This is a genomic window from Pseudomonas sp. B10(2017) (genome assembly GCF_002113295.1).
Lineage (GTDB): Bacteria > Pseudomonadota > Gammaproteobacteria > Pseudomonadales > Pseudomonadaceae > Aquipseudomonas > Aquipseudomonas pudica.
Genome location: NZ_NEJU01000005.1, coordinates 18,125 through 33,658 on the forward strand (window position 1 = coordinate 18,125; position 15,534 = coordinate 33,658).

Below are 15,534 nucleotides of genomic sequence, written 5' to 3' on the forward strand. Positions count from 1 at the left end.
CCACGACAAGCCAGCTCCCACAGGGACCGCGATGACCTCGGGAACAGCGCGAAACCTGTGGGAGCTGGCTTGCCGGCGATGGGACGCGCAGCGTCCCCGATTATTCCAGGTCGAGCTTTTCTTCCAGGCGGTCGAGATGCTTGTGCATCAGCTCCAGCGCCGCCTCTGCATCGCCGCGCTCCACGGCATCGATGATCGCCGCGTGTTCCTGCCACGCGCAGTGGTCGCAACATGGCGACTCGTAGCGGGCGATGATCAGCGAGGTCATCGGCACCAGGCCGTTGAGGAACCTAGCCAGTGGCGCATTGGCGGCCACCTGCGCCAGCTTCAGGTGAAACTCGCCGCCCAGGCGGATCGCCGCACAACGCTCGCCACTTTCATGGTGCTGGCGCTCGCGCTCCACCAGTTGCCGCAGCTGGCGAACCTGCGCCGGCCGGGCGCGTTGCGCGGCCAGGGTGATCAGCGTGGTTTCGGCCAGGCGCCGGGCGCTGAGCACCTGGCGTGCCTGCTCCGGGTCGGGCGCGGCCAGATGCGCAGTGTGGCTGGGGCGCTGCACCACCACCTGCTGGTCGGACAGGCGCCCGAGCACACGGCGGATCACTGTACGGCTGACGCCAAAGGCATGGCCCAGCGCCTGTTCGGGCAACAGGCTGCCAGGTGGCAGGCGCTGTTCGAGAATGGCATCGAACAGCCGCGGGTAGATCTGCTCGGCCGACAGGCGGGTTTCGCCGGCCGCTAGCAGGGCCGGCAAGTGACGGGCGGCGTTCATGGTCGCTCTCCTGGGGTCATGGATGCTGGTGTTCGTCCGGGATATTCAACGGGATGCCCATGCGCAACCCTTCGGCCAGGATGTGCTGGCGCATCTGGGCACTGGCCTGGGCGCTGCTGCGCTCACGTATGGCGCGCACCACCGCTTCGTTTTCCTTCAGCCGCGCGGCCAGGTGCTCTGGCGAATTGCGCAGCATGTCGGCGCTCTGCTTGAGGGCATTGCCGGTCTGTTGCACCACGCTCTGGAAGATCGGGTTGGTGGTCAGGGCGAACAGCGCTTCATGGAAGGCGATGTAGGCCCTGACGCCGGCTTCGCTGTCATCTGCCTCCAGCGCTTCACGCATGTCCATCAGGGTCAGGCGCAGCTGGCCGATGTCCTGGCTGTTGGCCGACTGCGCCACCAGGCCGACGATGAAAGGCTCAAGTGTGTAGCGCAGCTCCAGCACGTCGGCCAGGCTGGCTGCGGCGCTGGTGTCCTGGCCCGGTTCCTGGGCGGCGGCATCGGCATCCAGCACCAGTACGCCCTTGCCCGGCAGCGAGCGCACCAGGCCCAGGGTTTCCAGCACGGTCACCGCTTCGCGCAGGCTGGGACGGCTGATACCCAGTTGTTCGGCCAGCTCGCGCTGGCCTGGCAGCATGTCGCCGGTACGCCATTGGCCCCGGGCGAGGGCCTGGCGCAGTTTTTCCACCACTGAGTTGACGACGGTAGATGAGCTGATCACGGTTCGCTCCTGGAAGGGCCGGCATCAGTGCCGGCCGCGTTCGCTCAGAATTCCTGTTGATGGGGGTTGGGCTGCTTGCGTGGCGTGGGGGCGAAGCCGGGTTTGCCATCGAGCACGTTGTGCGCGCGTTCCAGGTCGATGTCCTTCTCCCAGCGGGCAATGGCCACGGTGGCCACGCAGTTGCCGATCAGGTTGGTCAGCGCCCGGCCGATGCCCATGAACCAGTCCACCGCCAGCACCAGTACCAGGCCGACCACCGGGATCGCCGGCACGGCAGTCAGGGTAGCGGCGAGGATCACCAGCGCCGAGCCTGGGATGCCGTGAGCGCCCTTGGAAGTCACCAGCGACACCAGCAGGATGGTCAGCAGGTCGGTCATTGCCAGTGGCGTGCCGGTGGCGTTGGCGATGAACACGATGGCCAGGGTCAGGTAGATGGAGAAACCATCGAGGTTGAACGAATAACCGGTGGGGATCACCAGGCCGACGGTGGAACTGCCGATGCCCAGGTGCTCGAGCTTGCGCATGATCTGTGGCAGTACGGCGTCGGACGAGGCGGTGCCCAGCACGATGGTCAGCTCTTCACGCAGGTATTTGATCAGTGGCAGCAGCTTCAGGCCCGACAGGCGCATGACCGTGCCCAGCACGATCAGTACGAAGCCGGCACAGGTCAGGTAGAACAGCGCCACCAGCCCGCCCAGGTGTTGCAGCGATTCCAGGCCGTACTTGCTGGTGGTGAAGGCGATGGCGCCGAACACGCCGATCGGTGCCAGGCGCACGATCATGCCCATGATGCGGAAGATCACATGGCTCAGTTCGTTGATCAGCCGCGAGATGCCGGCTGCCGAGTCGCCCACCAGGTTCAGCGCGCTGCCGAACAGTACCGAGAACAGCAGTACCTGGAGGATGTTGTTGTCGGCAAAGGCGCCGATCACCGAGGTGGGGATCAGGTCCATGAAGAACGCCGTGGCACCGTGGATGTGCTGGCCGCGCTCGGCCAGGCTGCTGGCGTCGGCGCTGGACAGTTGGTCCAGGTGGATGTTGGCCCCGCTGCCGATGCCGCTGGTGAAGGCGAACACCAGGCCGATCACCAGCGCCAGGGTGGTCAGCACTTCGAAGTAGATCACCGACTTCAGGCCGATACGCCCGACCTTTTTCAGGTCGCCGGCGCCCGAGATACCGCTGACCACCACGCAGAACACGATCAGGCCGATGAGCATCTTGATCAGCTTGATGAAGCCGTCGCCAAGGGGTTTGAGTTGCAGGGAGAGGTCGGGGAAGCTGAGACCGCAGGCGATGCCGAGGGCAAGGCCCAGCACGACTTGAAGGAAGATCGAACGCGAGCACCATTTGAGCATGGGAGGGATCTCTGATCGGTGTCCTTGCTTCGGTAGCCGCACGGGGCAAAAGAGCGCAGGACTTAATTATTGTGGTCTTACCGGTTTGTTCAGCGCGAAGCCATGAAAGCGCGAAAAATCCGACATTGCAAGGATTTTTGGCCTTACCGGTCTGACCAGTTGTGGGGCAATCCAGCCTGCCTCGCTCTAATTCGGTGCGTCTGCCTGGATCCGGCCGCACTGTGGCCGTTCGCAGGCCAATCGCAGCGGCGAACCGCTTGCGCACATGAATCAGATCAGGCTTTGACCAGTGCCTCGAGCACCGCTGCAATCAGCTTGCCAAGCGCCATGCCGACTCCGATGTTTTCGATAACCCCATGATTCGCAATGGTTATTTGCATTATGCGGGTGACCTGGAAAAATCCGCGCCCGGCGCATCGCGCGACTGTTGAGCGCGCGTCAGCGAGCCATCGGCTTGACCTCGGCCAGCACCGGATGCGCGACCAGTTTGTCGATGTGCAGAGTGTCGTCGTTCATCCAGCTTTCGCTGAGCAGCCGGTAGTGTTCCATGTCGCGGCAGCGCAGGCGCAGGCTGTAGTCGAAGTGGCCGCTGATCAGCTGGCATTCGTGCACTTCCGGGCAGTTGCGCAGGGTGGCTTCGAAGGCCTTCTGCGCGGCACGCCCGCTTTGGTTGGACAGGGCGACCAGTACCAGCAGCGACACCCCGGGCGCGACCTTCTGCAGGTCGATGATCGCCCCGTAGCCGCGGATCACGCCACGGCGCTCCAGCTTGCGCACACGCTCCAGGCAGGGGCGCGGGGTGAGGTGGACGAGGCTGGAAAGTTTTTCGAAGGTGATGCGGCCGTCATGGCGCAGGATGTCGATGATCGCTTCGTCGATGCGGTCCAGGGGGTGGGCGTTGGCGTCCTTGGTGTCCATGCGCTTGGGCTTCGTTCGGAAGAGGGCATGGGACAGGTTAGGCGGTAAAGGGGGCCGCTGCGCGGCCCATCGCGACACAAGGCCGCTCTCACAAGGGATACGCGGTCCTTGTGCAGGAGCGGCCTTGTGTCGCGATGGGCTGCGCAGCAGCCCCAGGATCCATCAGGCGCAGACAGAACCAGCCTTGGGCACCGCCCGCAACTCCACCACCCGCGGCTGCAACAGCCCATACAAATCCTTCGGATCCTCCAGCACCGGCACCAGCCCGATGTCCGTGCCGATACCCATTGCCTGCGCCGTATCCAGCACATAGCGCAAGGCCGAGTAATCCTCCAGAGCAAACCCCACCGAGTCGAACAGCGTCACCTGTTCGGCGCGCTCACGCCCCTTGGCTTCCCCGGCAACCACACGCCAGAACTCGGTCACAGGCGAGTCCGCCGGCATCTGCTGGATCTCGCCTTCCACCCGGCTCTGCGGTTCGTACTCGACGATCACCCGGGCCCGCTCGACAATCGCCCGGTGCAGCTCGGTCTTGCCCGGGCAGTCACCCCCCACTGCATTCAGGTGCATGCCCGGCTCGATCATCTCCGGGGTGAGAATGGTGGCGCAGGCCTTGTCGGCGGTCACCGTCGTGACGATATCTGCCCCGCGCACCGCTTCGGCCACGGAGCTGGCGATGCTCAGCTTGAGGCCGGGGCGGTTGGTCAGGTTGGCGACCAGCTTGGCCGAGGCGGCCGGGTCGATGTCGTACAGGCGGATTTCATCGATGCCCAGCAGGGCATTGAAGGCGATGGCTTGGAACTCGCTCTGCGAGCCATTGCCGATCAACGCCATGCTGCGGCTGTCTTCGCGCGCCAGGTAGCGGGCGGCAAGGGCCGAAGTGGCCGCAGTGCGGATGGCGGTGGTCAGGGTCATTTCACTGAGCAGCAACGGTGCACCGTTATCGACGCTCGCCAGGGCGCCGAAGGCCATTACCGTGGGCAGGCCATGGCGAGTGTTCTTCGGATGGCCGTTGACGTACTTGAAGGCGTAGCGGCTGGCGTCCGAGATTGGCATCAGCTCGATCACGCCGTCCGCCGAATGGTTGGCCACCCGAGCGCATTTTTCGAAGGCGGGCCAGCGCAGGTAGTCCTGGCGGATGTACTCGGCCATTTCCAGCAGGCACGTGGGCAGGCCTTTGCGGTTGACCAGGCGGGCCAGGTCTTGCACATCGATATAGCGGGTCATGAGGGGTCTCCCTGCGGTCGACGCTTCCAGAGTGGGTTCTGGTTTCATTGTGCGGCGGGTGGGGAGGTAAAGCTGGCTGTAATGGGTTGTGGCGGCAGCGGCTTTGGCTGATTTCGCTGCGCTGGCAGCCGAATCGGCTGTGGCTGCCTGGGCCGGCCCTATCGCCGGCAAGCCGGCTCCCACAGGGATATCACAGGCCTTGAGAGCGGCGCTGTACCTGTGGGAGATTGCCCAGTCCTTTGGGCTGCGCTGTCGCACAGGGAACAATGCTCGAGAGCGTGGCACATTCCCTTGTGGGAGCTGGCTTGCCGGCGATGAGGCCAGCACAGGCAAAGGCAATCATCGCTCACGCAACCGCTTGTACAGCGTGGTGCGGCTGATCCCAAGCCCGCGCGCCACCGCCGACAGGTTGCCGTTGGCTTGCTCCACCAGCGCGTGCAGGTCCGCTTCCTCAGTGGCAAGCAGCACGGGGGCCTGCAACTCGGCCAGAAATCCTGCAGGCAGGTGCTCGACGCCAACCGGTCCATTACCCGCCAAGGCCAGCGCCACCTGCAGCACACTCACCAGTTCACGCATGTTCCCCGGCCAGGGGTGCTGATCGAGCAGTTCGATAATGGCCGCAGGCAGCCGCGCAGGCTGCCCGGGGTCGCGGTAGCGTGCATGCACCTGCTCGATAAGTTGCCGGCGGTCACTGCGCTCGCGCAGAGGCGGTAACACCACTGCCAGCCCGGCGATGCGGTAATACAGGTCCTGGCGAAAGCGCCCGGCGCGCACTTCTTCGGCCAGGTCGCGGTTGCTCGCCGACACCACGCGAATATCCACCGCCACCGGTTCGCCGCTGCCCAACGGCTGAATACTGCGCGTCTGCAGCACGCGCAGCAGGCGGGCTTGGGTGGGCAGTGGCATATCGCCGATTTCGTCGAGGAACAGGATGCCGTGGTGGGCCTTGCGAATCAGCCCTGGGTTGCCCTTCTGGTGGGCGCCGGTGAATGCGCCCTTGTCGTAGCCGAACAGTTCCGACTCCACCAACTCGGCCGGGATCGCCGCGCAGTTGACCGCGATCAGCGGCTGGCTGGCCCGGCTGCTGGCCCGGTGCAGGGTATCGACGAATACCTCCTTGCCTACGCCGGTCTCCCCCTGCACCAGCACCGGGATGTCCTTTTCCAGCAGCAGGCCGGCCTGTGCCAGGGCCTTTTCCAGGCGTGGATCGGCGCTGCAGGCGGCGGGGCGGCCGGGGGCCTCGCGCGGCGGCTGCCACTGGCAATGAAAGCGGTTGCGCCCAGTGGCTTGCAGGGCAAAGGGTTGTTGCCGGGGATGGTTGAGCAGTTGTTGCACGGGCAACTGGAACAGTTGCGCGATGTTCTGCAGCAGCGGGTTGCACCCGAGCAGGGTGTCTGCCCGGTGATTGGCGGCCAGCACCTGCCCGTGCTCATCGAACACCAGCAGGCCGGCCCAGGGGCTGTCGAGGTTGTCGGAGGCGCTGTTGAAGATCAGCTGAGCGTGCCGGTCGGCGTGCTCGGCGAGGATCAGGCGGTTCTCCAGGCTCTGGCCCATCATGCGTACCAGGCCCAGGGTCTGGCTGGCGGGCAGGTAGCCGTCGCTGGCTACATCTAGCACCCCGACCAGCTGCCGCTCGGCGTCGAACAGCGGCGCGGCGGCGCTGGACATGTAGCGGTTCTGGCGCAGGAAGTGCTCGTCCTGGCCCACGTGGATCGCCTCGGCGCAAACCAACGCGGTGCCCAGCGCATTGGTGCCGACACCGCGCTCGTGCCAATGGGCACCAGCGATGAAGCCATGCTGCTGGCGCGGTTCGATGAAGCGCCGCGAGCCCCAGCTGTCGAGCAGGCAGCCGCTGGCATCGGCCAGCATCACCAGGTAGCTGGCATTGCCCAGCAGGTGCGCATATTGCGGCAGCACCGCTTCGCGGGTCAGGCGCAGCAGGGCCTGGCGCTGCTCCAGCAGGGCGTTCAGCTCGGTGCGGGTCAGGCAGTCGAAGTCCGGGGCATGCTGGGGTTGCAGGCCGTGGTCGCGGCAGCGGGCCCAGGAGGCCTGGATCAGTTGGGCATGGGGCGAAGCGGATGCGGCCATGGGCCTGTCCTGTGTGATTGTTGTCATGGGGCCGACCGCTGTTCAGTGTCGTGCACGGTTGTTCAATGTCAAACCGGCAAGTGTTCAGTTGTTCAGTGCTTGTGTTCACTTGTGAACCTGCGATTGGCCAGTGTTGCCGGCCAGGCCCCGGGCCAGACGGTCGCGGCGCAACTGGCACGAAACTGGCTGTGCCCAGCACACAAAAACCACAAGAAGGCCACGCCATGTCCCTGGTGCTGGAACAGGTCAGTCGCAGTGTCGACAACCAGGCCTGGATCGTCGATGCCTCGCTGCGTTTCGAACCCGGCTCGTTCAACGTGCTGCTGGGCCGCACCCTGGCTGGCAAGACCAGCCTGATGCGCCTGATGGCCGGGCTCGATCGCCCGGACCGTGGGCGGGTGCTGATGGATGGCCAGGACGTGACTGGCGTGCCGGTGCGCCAGCGCAATGTTTCGATGGTGTATCAGCAGTTCATCAACTACCCGAACCTCAGCGTGTACGAGAACATTGCGTCGCCGCTGCGTCAGGCACGCATGGACGAGCCCCAGATTCGCCGACGAGTGCAGGAAACCGCCGAAATGCTGCGCATCGAAGCCTATTTGCAGCGCCTGCCGCTGGAGCTGTCCGGTGGCCAGCAACAACGCACGGCAATGGCCCGGGCGCTGGTCAAGGATGCCTCGCTGATCCTGTTCGACGAGCCACTGGTCAACCTCGACTACAAGCTGCGCGAGGGCCTGCGCCAGGAGCTGCGCGAACTGTTCGCGGCGCGCCACTGCATTGCCGTGTATGCCACCACCGAGCCCAACGAGGCTCTGGCTCTGGGCGGCACCACCACCCTGGTGCATGAGGGCCGTATCGTCCAGAGCGGGCCTACCGCCGAGGTCTACCAGCGCCCGGGCAGCGTGCTGGCCGCCGAGCTGTTTTCCGAGCCACCGATCAACCTGGTGCCTGGCCGTATCAGCGGCAACGATGTGAGCCTGGCCCAGGCCGTGCACTTTGCCCGTAATGCCGACTTGCAGCCGCTTGCCGAAGGTGACTACCGCTTTGGCGTGCGGCCCAGCCACATCAGCCTGGTGCCGGCACACGACGACGACCTGGAATTGTCTGTGCTGGTGGAGCTGGCCGAGATCAGTGGTTCAGAGACCTTCCTGCATGTGCGCAACGAACACTGGCGCATGATCCTGCACCTGCCAGGGGTGCACGAATACCAGGTGGACACACCGATCCGCGTGTTCATCCCCACCCACAAGTTGTTCGTGTTCGACAGCGCCGGGGCGCTGGTGCAGGCCCCGGGGCTGCGCCAGGCAAGGAGAGGATGATGGCCGAGATCCGCCTGCGCCAACTGGCGCACAGCTACAGCCGCCAGCCCGCCAGCGAGGCGGAGTATGCCCTGCACGCGCTGGAGCATGTGTGGGAGCAGGGCGGGGCCTACGCCTTGCTCGGGCCGTCGGGCTGCGGCAAGTCGACCTTGCTCAACATCATTTCCGGGCTGCTGACACCGTCCCACGGCGAGGTGCTGTTCGACGGCAAGCCGGTCAACCAGCTTTCACCGCAGGCGCGCAATATCGCCCAGGTGTTCCAGTTCCCGGTGGTTTACGACACCATGACGGTGTTCGACAACCTGGCGTTTCCCTTGCGCAACCAGGGGCTGGACGATGCCCGGGTGCAGGCCCGGGTGGAGGAGATTGCCGAGGTGCTCGACCTTTCGGCCGTGCTGCGCAAGAAGGCGCGCAACCTCAGTGCCGACGAAAAGCAGAAGGTCTCCATGGGCCGTGGCCTGGTGCGTGATGACGTGTCAGCGATCCTGTTCGACGAGCCGCTGACGGTGATCGACCCGCACCTGAAGTGGAAGCTGCGGCGCAAGCTCAAGCAGATCCACGAGCAGTTCAACATCACCATGATCTACGTCACCCACGACCAGCTGGAGGCCTCGACGTTCGCCGACAAGATCGCGGTGATGCACGGCGGGCGCATCGTCCAGTTCGGTACCCCGCGCGAACTGTTCGAGCGGCCGCGGCATACCTTCGTCGGTTACTTCATCGGTAGCCCGGGGATGAACCTGATCGACGTACGCGCCGACGCGGACGGGGTGGTATTCGGCGATATTCACCTGGTGCTGCCCGGGCAACTGCGGGAGCACCTGCGAGAGCGCCTGGCGGCCACTGGCGGTGGTCGCCTTCAGGTAGGCATCCGCCCGGAATTCGTGCAGCTGTGGGACAGCCCGTTCGATGACGCCTACCCGGCGCAGGTGCTGGATGTCGAGGACCTGGGCACCTACCGCATCGTCACCCTCGAACTGGGCGGTGTCGCGCTCAAGGCGCGCCTGGGCGAGGACCGCCCGCTGCCGGTGGCCCAGGCCTGGGTCAGCCTGCCGGCGCAGTGGCTGATGCTGTACCTCGACGATGTGCTGCTGGAGGCCGGGCCATGAACAAGGTGCCGAACAACAAGGCCTGGTGGCTGGTGCTGCCGGTGTTCCTGCTGGTGGCATTCAGTGCGGTGGTGCCGATGATGACGGTGGTCAACTATTCGGTGCAGGACATTTTCGACCAGTCCAACCGCTACTTCGTCGGCGCCGACTGGTACCGCCAGGTGCTGCGCGACCCGGCGCTGCATGATGCGCTGCTGCGCCAGTTCATCTATTCCGCCTGCGTGCTGCTGATCGAGATCCCGCTGGGCATCGCCATTGCCCTGACCATGCCGACCAAGGGGCGCATGGCCTCGGTGTGCCTGATCGTCATGGCCATCCCGCTGCTGATCCCCTGGAACGTGGTCGGCACAATCTGGCAGATTTTCGGCCGCGCCGACATCGGCCTGCTCGGCGCCACCCTGGCCAAGCTCGGCATCAGCTACAACTACGCCGGCGACCCGTTCGATGCTTGGCTGACCGTGCTGGTGATGGACGTATGGCACTGGACATCGCTGGTGGCGTTGCTCTGTTATTCGGGGCTGCGCGCCATTCCCGATGTGTACTACCAGGCTGCGCGCATCGATCGCGCCTCGGGCTGGGCGGTGTTCCGTCATATCCAGTTGCCCAAGCTGAAGAACGTACTGCTGATTGCGGTGATGCTGCGCTTCATGGACAGCTTCATGATCTACACCGAGCCCTTCGTGCTGACCGGTGGCGGGCCCGGCAACGCCACCACCTTCCTCAGCCAGACGCTCACGCGCATGGCCGTGGGGCAGTTCGACCTGGGCCCGGCGGCGGCGTTCTCGCTGGTGTACTTCCTGATCATCCTGCTGGTTTCGTGGCTGTTCTATACAGCCATGACCCATGCCGACAAGGACTAGGCCATGAGCACGCGCAAATCGCTGGCCCTGCTGCTGTACTTCTTCTTCCTGCTGGTGCCGATCTACTGGCTGCTGAACATGTCGTTCAAGAGCAACACCGAGATCCTCGGCGGCCTGACCCTGTGGCCACAGGCGTTCACCCTCGACAACTACCGGGTGATCTTCACCGATGCCAGCTGGTACAGCGGCTACATCAATTCGCTGTATTACGTGTGCCTGAACACGTTGATTTCGCTGCTGGTGGCGCTGCCTGCGGCATATGCCTTCTCGCGCTACCGCTTCCTCGGTGACCGGCACCTGTTCTTCTGGCTGCTGACCAACCGCATGGCGCCACCTGCGGTGTTCCTGCTGCCGTTCTTCCAGCTGTATTCGTCGATCGGCCTGTTCGATACCCATATTGCCGTAGCCCTGGCGCACTGCCTGTTCAACGTGCCGCTGGCGGTGTGGATCCTCGAGGGGTTCATGTCTGGTGTGCCGAAGGAAATCGACGAAACAGCCTACATCGACGGCTACAGCTTCCCGCGCTTCTTCGTGAAGATCTTCATCCCGCTGATTGGCTCCGGCATCGGCGTGACGGCATTTTTCTGTTTCATGTTCTCCTGGGTCGAACTGCTGCTGGCGCGCACCCTGACTTCGGTGAATGCCAAACCGATCGCCGCGGTGATGACCCGTACCGTGTCGGCCTCGGGCATCGATTGGGGCGTGTTGGCGGCTGCAGGGGTACTGACCATCTTGCCGGGCATGCTGGTGATCTGGTTCGTGCGCAACCATGTGGCCAAGGGCTTCGCCCTGGGCCGGGTTTGAGGAGGGCATGGCATGGAGTGGATGGCCTGGACCTTGCCGACGGCGTTGTTCTTCGCCGCCGTTGGCGTGCTGCTGCTGGGCATGACTCTGCTCGAACTGCGCCGCCCCTGCGTGGAGCGACGCGGCTTCCTGCCGCTGGTCACCAGCCGTGGCGACCGCTTGTTCATCGGCCTGCTGGCCAGCGCCTACCTGCATTTGCTGGTGGTTGGCGTCAGCGAGTGGCCTTTGTGGGTGGCCTCGCTGCTGTCGCTGGCGTGGCTGGTGGTGGTGCTGCGCTGGGGCTGAGCGAGCGGCCCTGTGGGATAACTGAAACGGGAGATCACAATGTTCGACAACAAGTACAACAGGCGACATTTGACCCTGGCCGCGTTGCTGGTGCTGGCCAGCGTGCAGGGCACAGCCTGGGCCGACCAGTACGAGGATGCGGCAAGGAAGTGGCTCGGCAGTGAGTTCAAGCCGTCAACCCTTACCCCTGAACAGCAGCTGGCCGAGTTGAAGTGGTTCATCAAGGCTGCCGAGCCGTTCCGTGGCATGAAGATCAACGTGGTGTCGGAAACCATCACCACCCATGAATACGAATCCAAGGTGCTGGCCAAGGCCTTCAGCGAAATCACCGGTATCCAGCTGACCCACGACCTGCTGCAGGAAGGCGATGTGGTGGAAAAGCTGCAGACACAGATGCAGTCGGACAAGAACATCTATGACGGCTGGGTCAACGACTCCGACCTGATCGGTACGCACTTTCGCTACGGCAAGGTGGAATCGATCACCGACCTGATGGCCAACGAAGGCAAGGACTACACCTCGCCGACCCTGGACCTGAAGGACTTCATCGGCATTTCCTTCACCACTGCCCCGGATGGCAAGGTCTACCAACTGCCTGACCAGCAGTTCGCCAACCTCTACTGGTTCCGTGCCGACTGGTTCGAGCGGCCCGAACTGAAGGCCAGGTTCAAGGAAAAGTACGGCTACGAGCTTGGCGTACCGGTGAATTGGTCGGCCTACGAGGACATTGCCAAATTCTTCACCGAAGACGTCAAGGAAATCGACGGCAAACGCGTCTATGGCCATATGGACTACGGCAAGAAAGACCCGTCGCTGGGCTGGCGCTTCACCGATGCCTGGTTCTCCATGGCGGGTGGCGGCGACAAAGGTTTGCCCAATGGGTTGCCAGTGGACGAATGGGGCATTCGCGTGGAGGACTGCCACCCGGTGGGGTCCAGCGTGACCCGTGGTGGCGACACCAACGGTCCGGCCGCCGTGTATGCCACGCAGAAGTACGTGGACTGGATGCGTGCCTATGCGCCCAAGGAAGCCCAGGGCATGACATTTTCCGAAGCCGGCCCGGTGCCGGCCCAGGGCAATATCGCCCAGCAGATCTTCTGGTACACCGCGTTTACCGCCGACATGACCAAGCCCGGTTTACCGGTGGTGAATGCCGACGGCACGCCGAAGTGGCGCATGGCGCCTTCGCCGAAGGGGCCGTACTGGGAGGAGGGTATGAAGCTGGGCTACCAGGACACCGGTTCGTGGACCTTCTTCAAGTCCACCCCCGAGAAGCAACGCCTGGCTGCGTGGCTGTATGCTCAGTTCGTCACATCCAAGACCGTGTCGCTGAAAAAGACCATCGTCGGCCTCACGCCGATTCGCGAATCGGACATCAACTCCCAGGCCATGACCGAGCTGGCGCCCAAGCTGGGCGGGTTGGTGGAGTTCTATCGCAGCCCGGCGCGGGTGCAGTGGACGCCGACCGGCACCAACGTTCCGGATTACCCGCGGTTGGCACAGTTGTGGTGGAGCCACATCGCCGAAGTGGCCAGTGGAGAAAAGACCCCGCAGGAAGCGCTGGACGGCCTGGCTCGCGACCAGGACCGGATGATGGAGCGCTTGCAGCGGTCCAACGCCCAGGCCACCTGCGCACCGAAGCTGAACCCGGAGAAGGACGCCCAGTACTGGTTCGACCAGCCAGGGGCGCCGAAACCGAAACTCGCCAACGAAAAGCCCAAGGGCGAGACGGTCAGCTACAACGAACTGCTGAAGTCGTGGGAGGCGGCCAGGAAGTGATCGGCTGAGCTCCGCGCCGGCTTCTTCGCGGGTAAACCCGCGAAGAAGACGGTGCAGCCATCAAGAAACTTCAGCCAAAAAAAACGGCACCTGCCAGAGGTGCCGTTTTCATATCACGCGGTATTACTTGTGCAGCTCTTCCGCCGCATACAGCGTGTTCTCCAGCAGGCATGCGCGGGTCATCGGCCCGACGCCGCCCGGCACCGGCGTGATCCAGCCGGCGCGCGGCAGGGCGGTCTCGTAGACCACGTCGCCGACCAGCTTGCCGTCTTCCTGGCGGTTGATGCCCACGTCAATGACGATGGCACCTTCCTTGATCCACTCACCCTTGACCAGGCCCGGCTTGCCTGCGGCCACTACCACCAGGTCGGCGCGGCCGACATGGCCGGCGAGGTCCTTGGTGAAGCGGTGGCAGACGGTCACGGTGCAGCCGGCCAGCAGCAGCTCCATGGCCATTGGGCGGCCAACGATGTTGGACGCGCCGACGATGACCGCGTTCATGCCGTACAGGTCCTGGCCGGTGCTTTCCAGCAGGGTCATGATGCCCTTCGGCGTGCACGGGCGCAGCAGCGGGATGCGCTGGGCCAGGCGGCCGATGTTGTACGGGTGGAAGCCGTCCACGTCCTTGTCCGGGCGGATGCGCTCGAGCAGCAGCGAGGCGTCCAGGTGCGCCGGCAGCGGCAACTGCAGCAGGATACCGTCGACGGCCGGGTCGTCATTGAGGCGGTCGATCAGCTCGGTCAGGGCCTGCTGCGTGGTTTCGCTGGGCAGGTCGAACGCCTGCGAAATGAAGCCGACCTCTTCGCAGTCCTTGCGCTTGTGCGAGACATAGACTTGGGAGGCGGGGTCGGTGCCGACCAGGATCACCGCCAGGCCCGGCGTACGCAGGCCTTGCTGGCGACGCTCCACGACACGTTGAGCGATCTGCTGGCGCAGGCTGGCGGCGATCGCCTTGCCATCGATTAGGTGTGCAGTCATAGACGCGTGATTAACCATCGAGAAGGAAACAATTAAAGAGGGCGCATTCTCGCACGACATGGGCCAAGGGCAAAGGCGGGTGGTCGGGCAAATCCCCTAAGCCCTTAAATAATTTAAATTTTTTTGAGAAAGGTGTTGACGACTTTCAGGCCCGCCTATAAGATTCGCCGCACTTGTCGGGCACAGCCTAGCACTGGTTGGCTAAGTCGGGCAGAATGAGTGGTTTAGCAGTTATCTGTTAAGGTCTCGTTCGGTTAGGCTTCAAGCTTAAGCGCCCGTAGCTCAGCTGGATAGAGCATCCGCCTTCTAAGCGGATGGTCGCAGGTTCGAGTCCTGCCGGGTGCGCCATTAGGCAGCTTTGGCAAGCAAGTAGGCTGTAATGCAATATGGTGGGCGTAGCTCAGTTGGTAGAGCGCTGGATTGTGATTCCAGTTGTCGTGGGTTCGATTCCCATCGTCCACCCCATATTCTTCAAAGGCGCCTCGATAGCATCTGGCGCCTTTGTTTTAAGCGTTACGCGGACGTGGTGAAATTGGTAGACACACTGGATTTAGGTTCCAGCGGCGCAAGCTGTAAGAGTTCGAGTCTCTTCGTCCGCACCATGCTTCTGTAAGGCTGTACCGCAACATCGCAAGACTGCAATATGGTGGGCGTAGCTCAGTTGGTAGAGCGCTGGATTGTGATTCCAGTTGTCGTGGGTTCGATTCCCATCGTCCACCCCATATTCTTCGAAGGCGCCTTGATCGTGAGATCAGGCGCCTTTTTTGTTTTTCGGGGTGGCTGTGGTGTGCATGTCTTGGGTGTTCTCGCAGGCGCTGAAAGCGTCATGGCGAACTCGCTGAAAATGTCATGGCGAACCACCTCCCTGTCAAATCGCATCTCGCCACTTGCAATCCTTTGGTGACACCCCAATAAAAGCTGTTAGATTTCAGCCGTTTGAAACACCGGCCCATCTGGCCGGCAGAGGAACAGCCCGATGATCGCAAAAGAAGCCCGTCAGGCCCTGGCGCTACAGCGCTTTGCCGAGGCCAACCCGCAGCTGCTCGAAGAGGTCCGTGAGCTGGATGCGCGCGAGCAGGCCCAGCAGATCGAGTGGGCTTTCGAGGATGCGGCCGAGGAACAGGGTATCCAGCCTTGGGAGCTGGCCCTGCAGCTGATCGCCGAAACCCCCGAGCAGCTGCAGGCCATGCGCCTGGAGACGCACCGCGAGGTAGCCGAGGCGCTGGGGATGGAGTGGGAGGAGTACTGCCAGTTCAACGAAATCGATCCTGAATAAAGGCATCGAATTCGTTTGTGGTAGTTGTTTGACAAGGTATTTCGGC

14 protein-coding genes and 4 tRNA genes are annotated in these 15,534 nt (G+C 63.6%); 11 read left to right on the forward strand and 7 right to left on the reverse strand.

Annotation, left to right across the window (positions count from 1 at the left end):
- Positions 1 to 100 precede the first annotated feature (100 nt).
- From CAF92_RS08205 to CAF92_RS08230, 6 genes are all read right to left on the reverse strand, one after another.
- A complete protein-coding gene (locus tag CAF92_RS08205; protein ID WP_046616823.1) occupies positions 101 to 769 on the reverse strand; it encodes a GntR family transcriptional regulator in 669 nt (222 codons plus the stop codon).
- A gap of 16 nt (positions 770 to 785) precedes the next feature.
- The gene (locus tag CAF92_RS08210) at positions 786 to 1,490 is read right to left on the reverse strand and encodes a FadR/GntR family transcriptional regulator (protein WP_085600176.1); all 705 of its coding nucleotides are present in this window, start codon (positions 1,488 to 1,490) and stop codon (positions 786 to 788) included.
- Positions 1,491 to 1,534: 44 nt separating this feature from the next.
- A complete protein-coding gene (locus CAF92_RS08215) occupies positions 1,535 to 2,845 on the reverse strand; it encodes a C4-dicarboxylate transporter DctA (RefSeq protein WP_003260726.1) in 1,311 nt (436 codons plus the stop codon).
- Between the two features lie 438 nt (positions 2,846 to 3,283).
- Positions 3,284 to 3,763, reverse strand: a complete 480-nt coding sequence (locus CAF92_RS08220; RefSeq protein ID WP_025338409.1) for an Lrp/AsnC family transcriptional regulator — start codon at positions 3,761 to 3,763, stop codon at positions 3,284 to 3,286.
- 162 nt (positions 3,764 to 3,925) lie between these two features.
- Entirely contained in the window at positions 3,926 to 4,990 is a 1,065-nt protein-coding gene (locus CAF92_RS08225) for an ornithine cyclodeaminase (RefSeq protein ID WP_085600178.1), read from the reverse strand.
- Between the two features lie 339 nt (positions 4,991 to 5,329).
- Positions 5,330 to 7,078: a sigma-54-dependent Fis family transcriptional regulator gene (locus CAF92_RS08230; RefSeq protein WP_085600180.1), complete on the reverse strand. Its 1,749-nt coding sequence runs from the start codon at positions 7,076 to 7,078 to the stop codon at positions 5,330 to 5,332.
- A gap of 224 nt (positions 7,079 to 7,302) precedes the next feature.
- Here CAF92_RS08230 and CAF92_RS08235 point away from each other — a divergent pair, with 224 nt between their 5' ends.
- The 6 genes from CAF92_RS08235 to CAF92_RS08260 are packed head-to-tail and all read left to right on the forward strand — an operon-like array spanning position 7,303 to position 13,234.
- Positions 7,303 to 8,397 carry an ABC transporter ATP-binding protein gene (locus CAF92_RS08235; RefSeq protein WP_046616827.1) on the forward strand — a complete coding sequence of 365 codons (1,095 nt, stop codon included), beginning with the start codon at positions 7,303 to 7,305 and terminating at the stop codon, positions 8,395 to 8,397.
- A complete protein-coding gene (locus CAF92_RS08240) occupies positions 8,397 to 9,506 on the forward strand; it encodes an ABC transporter ATP-binding protein (RefSeq protein WP_046616828.1) in 1,110 nt (369 codons plus the stop codon). Before CAF92_RS08235 ends, CAF92_RS08240 begins: the two co-directional genes overlap by 1 nt.
- The gene (locus CAF92_RS08245) at positions 9,503 to 10,366 is read left to right on the forward strand and encodes a carbohydrate ABC transporter permease (protein ID WP_046616829.1); all 864 of its coding nucleotides are present in this window, start codon (positions 9,503 to 9,505) and stop codon (positions 10,364 to 10,366) included. The genes CAF92_RS08240 and CAF92_RS08245 overlap by 4 nt, the downstream gene beginning before the upstream one ends.
- A 3-nt stretch (positions 10,367 to 10,369) precedes the next feature.
- The gene (locus tag CAF92_RS08250; RefSeq protein WP_013971876.1) at positions 10,370 to 11,170 is read left to right on the forward strand and encodes a carbohydrate ABC transporter permease; all 801 of its coding nucleotides are present in this window, start codon (positions 10,370 to 10,372) and stop codon (positions 11,168 to 11,170) included.
- A gap of 12 nt (positions 11,171 to 11,182) precedes the next feature.
- Positions 11,183 to 11,455 (forward strand): DUF2160 domain-containing protein, encoded by a 273-nt coding sequence (locus CAF92_RS08255; protein WP_013971877.1) that lies wholly within the window; start codon positions 11,183 to 11,185, stop codon positions 11,453 to 11,455.
- 39 nt (positions 11,456 to 11,494) lie between these two features.
- Entirely contained in the window at positions 11,495 to 13,234 is a 1,740-nt protein-coding gene (locus CAF92_RS08260) for an ABC transporter substrate-binding protein (protein WP_046616830.1), read from the forward strand.
- Positions 13,235 to 13,357: 123 nt separating this feature from the next.
- Here CAF92_RS08260 and folD read toward each other — a convergent pair whose 3' ends face one another.
- Positions 13,358 to 14,212 (reverse strand): bifunctional methylenetetrahydrofolate dehydrogenase/methenyltetrahydrofolate cyclohydrolase FolD, encoded by an 855-nt coding sequence (gene folD, locus CAF92_RS08265; protein WP_013971879.1) that lies wholly within the window; start codon positions 14,210 to 14,212, stop codon positions 13,358 to 13,360.
- A gap of 271 nt (positions 14,213 to 14,483) precedes the next feature.
- Here folD and CAF92_RS08270 point away from each other — a divergent pair.
- The 5 genes from CAF92_RS08270 to CAF92_RS08290 all read left to right on the forward strand — a co-directional run bounded on the left by CAF92_RS08270 (position 14,484) and on the right by CAF92_RS08290 (position 15,488).
- Positions 14,484 to 14,560: transfer RNA gene (locus CAF92_RS08270), tRNA-Arg, on the forward strand.
- 41 nt (positions 14,561 to 14,601) lie between these two features.
- Positions 14,602 to 14,677, forward strand: a tRNA-His gene (locus tag CAF92_RS08275).
- 52 nt (positions 14,678 to 14,729) lie between these two features.
- A tRNA-Leu gene (locus tag CAF92_RS08280) sits at positions 14,730 to 14,814 on the forward strand.
- A 44-nt stretch (positions 14,815 to 14,858) separates the two neighbouring features.
- Positions 14,859 to 14,934: transfer RNA gene (locus CAF92_RS08285), tRNA-His, on the forward strand.
- Positions 14,935 to 15,188: 254 nt separating this feature from the next.
- Positions 15,189 to 15,488 (forward strand): DUF6388 family protein, encoded by a 300-nt coding sequence (locus tag CAF92_RS08290; protein ID WP_046616831.1) that lies wholly within the window; start codon positions 15,189 to 15,191, stop codon positions 15,486 to 15,488.
- Positions 15,489 to 15,534: the final 46 nt, after the last annotated feature.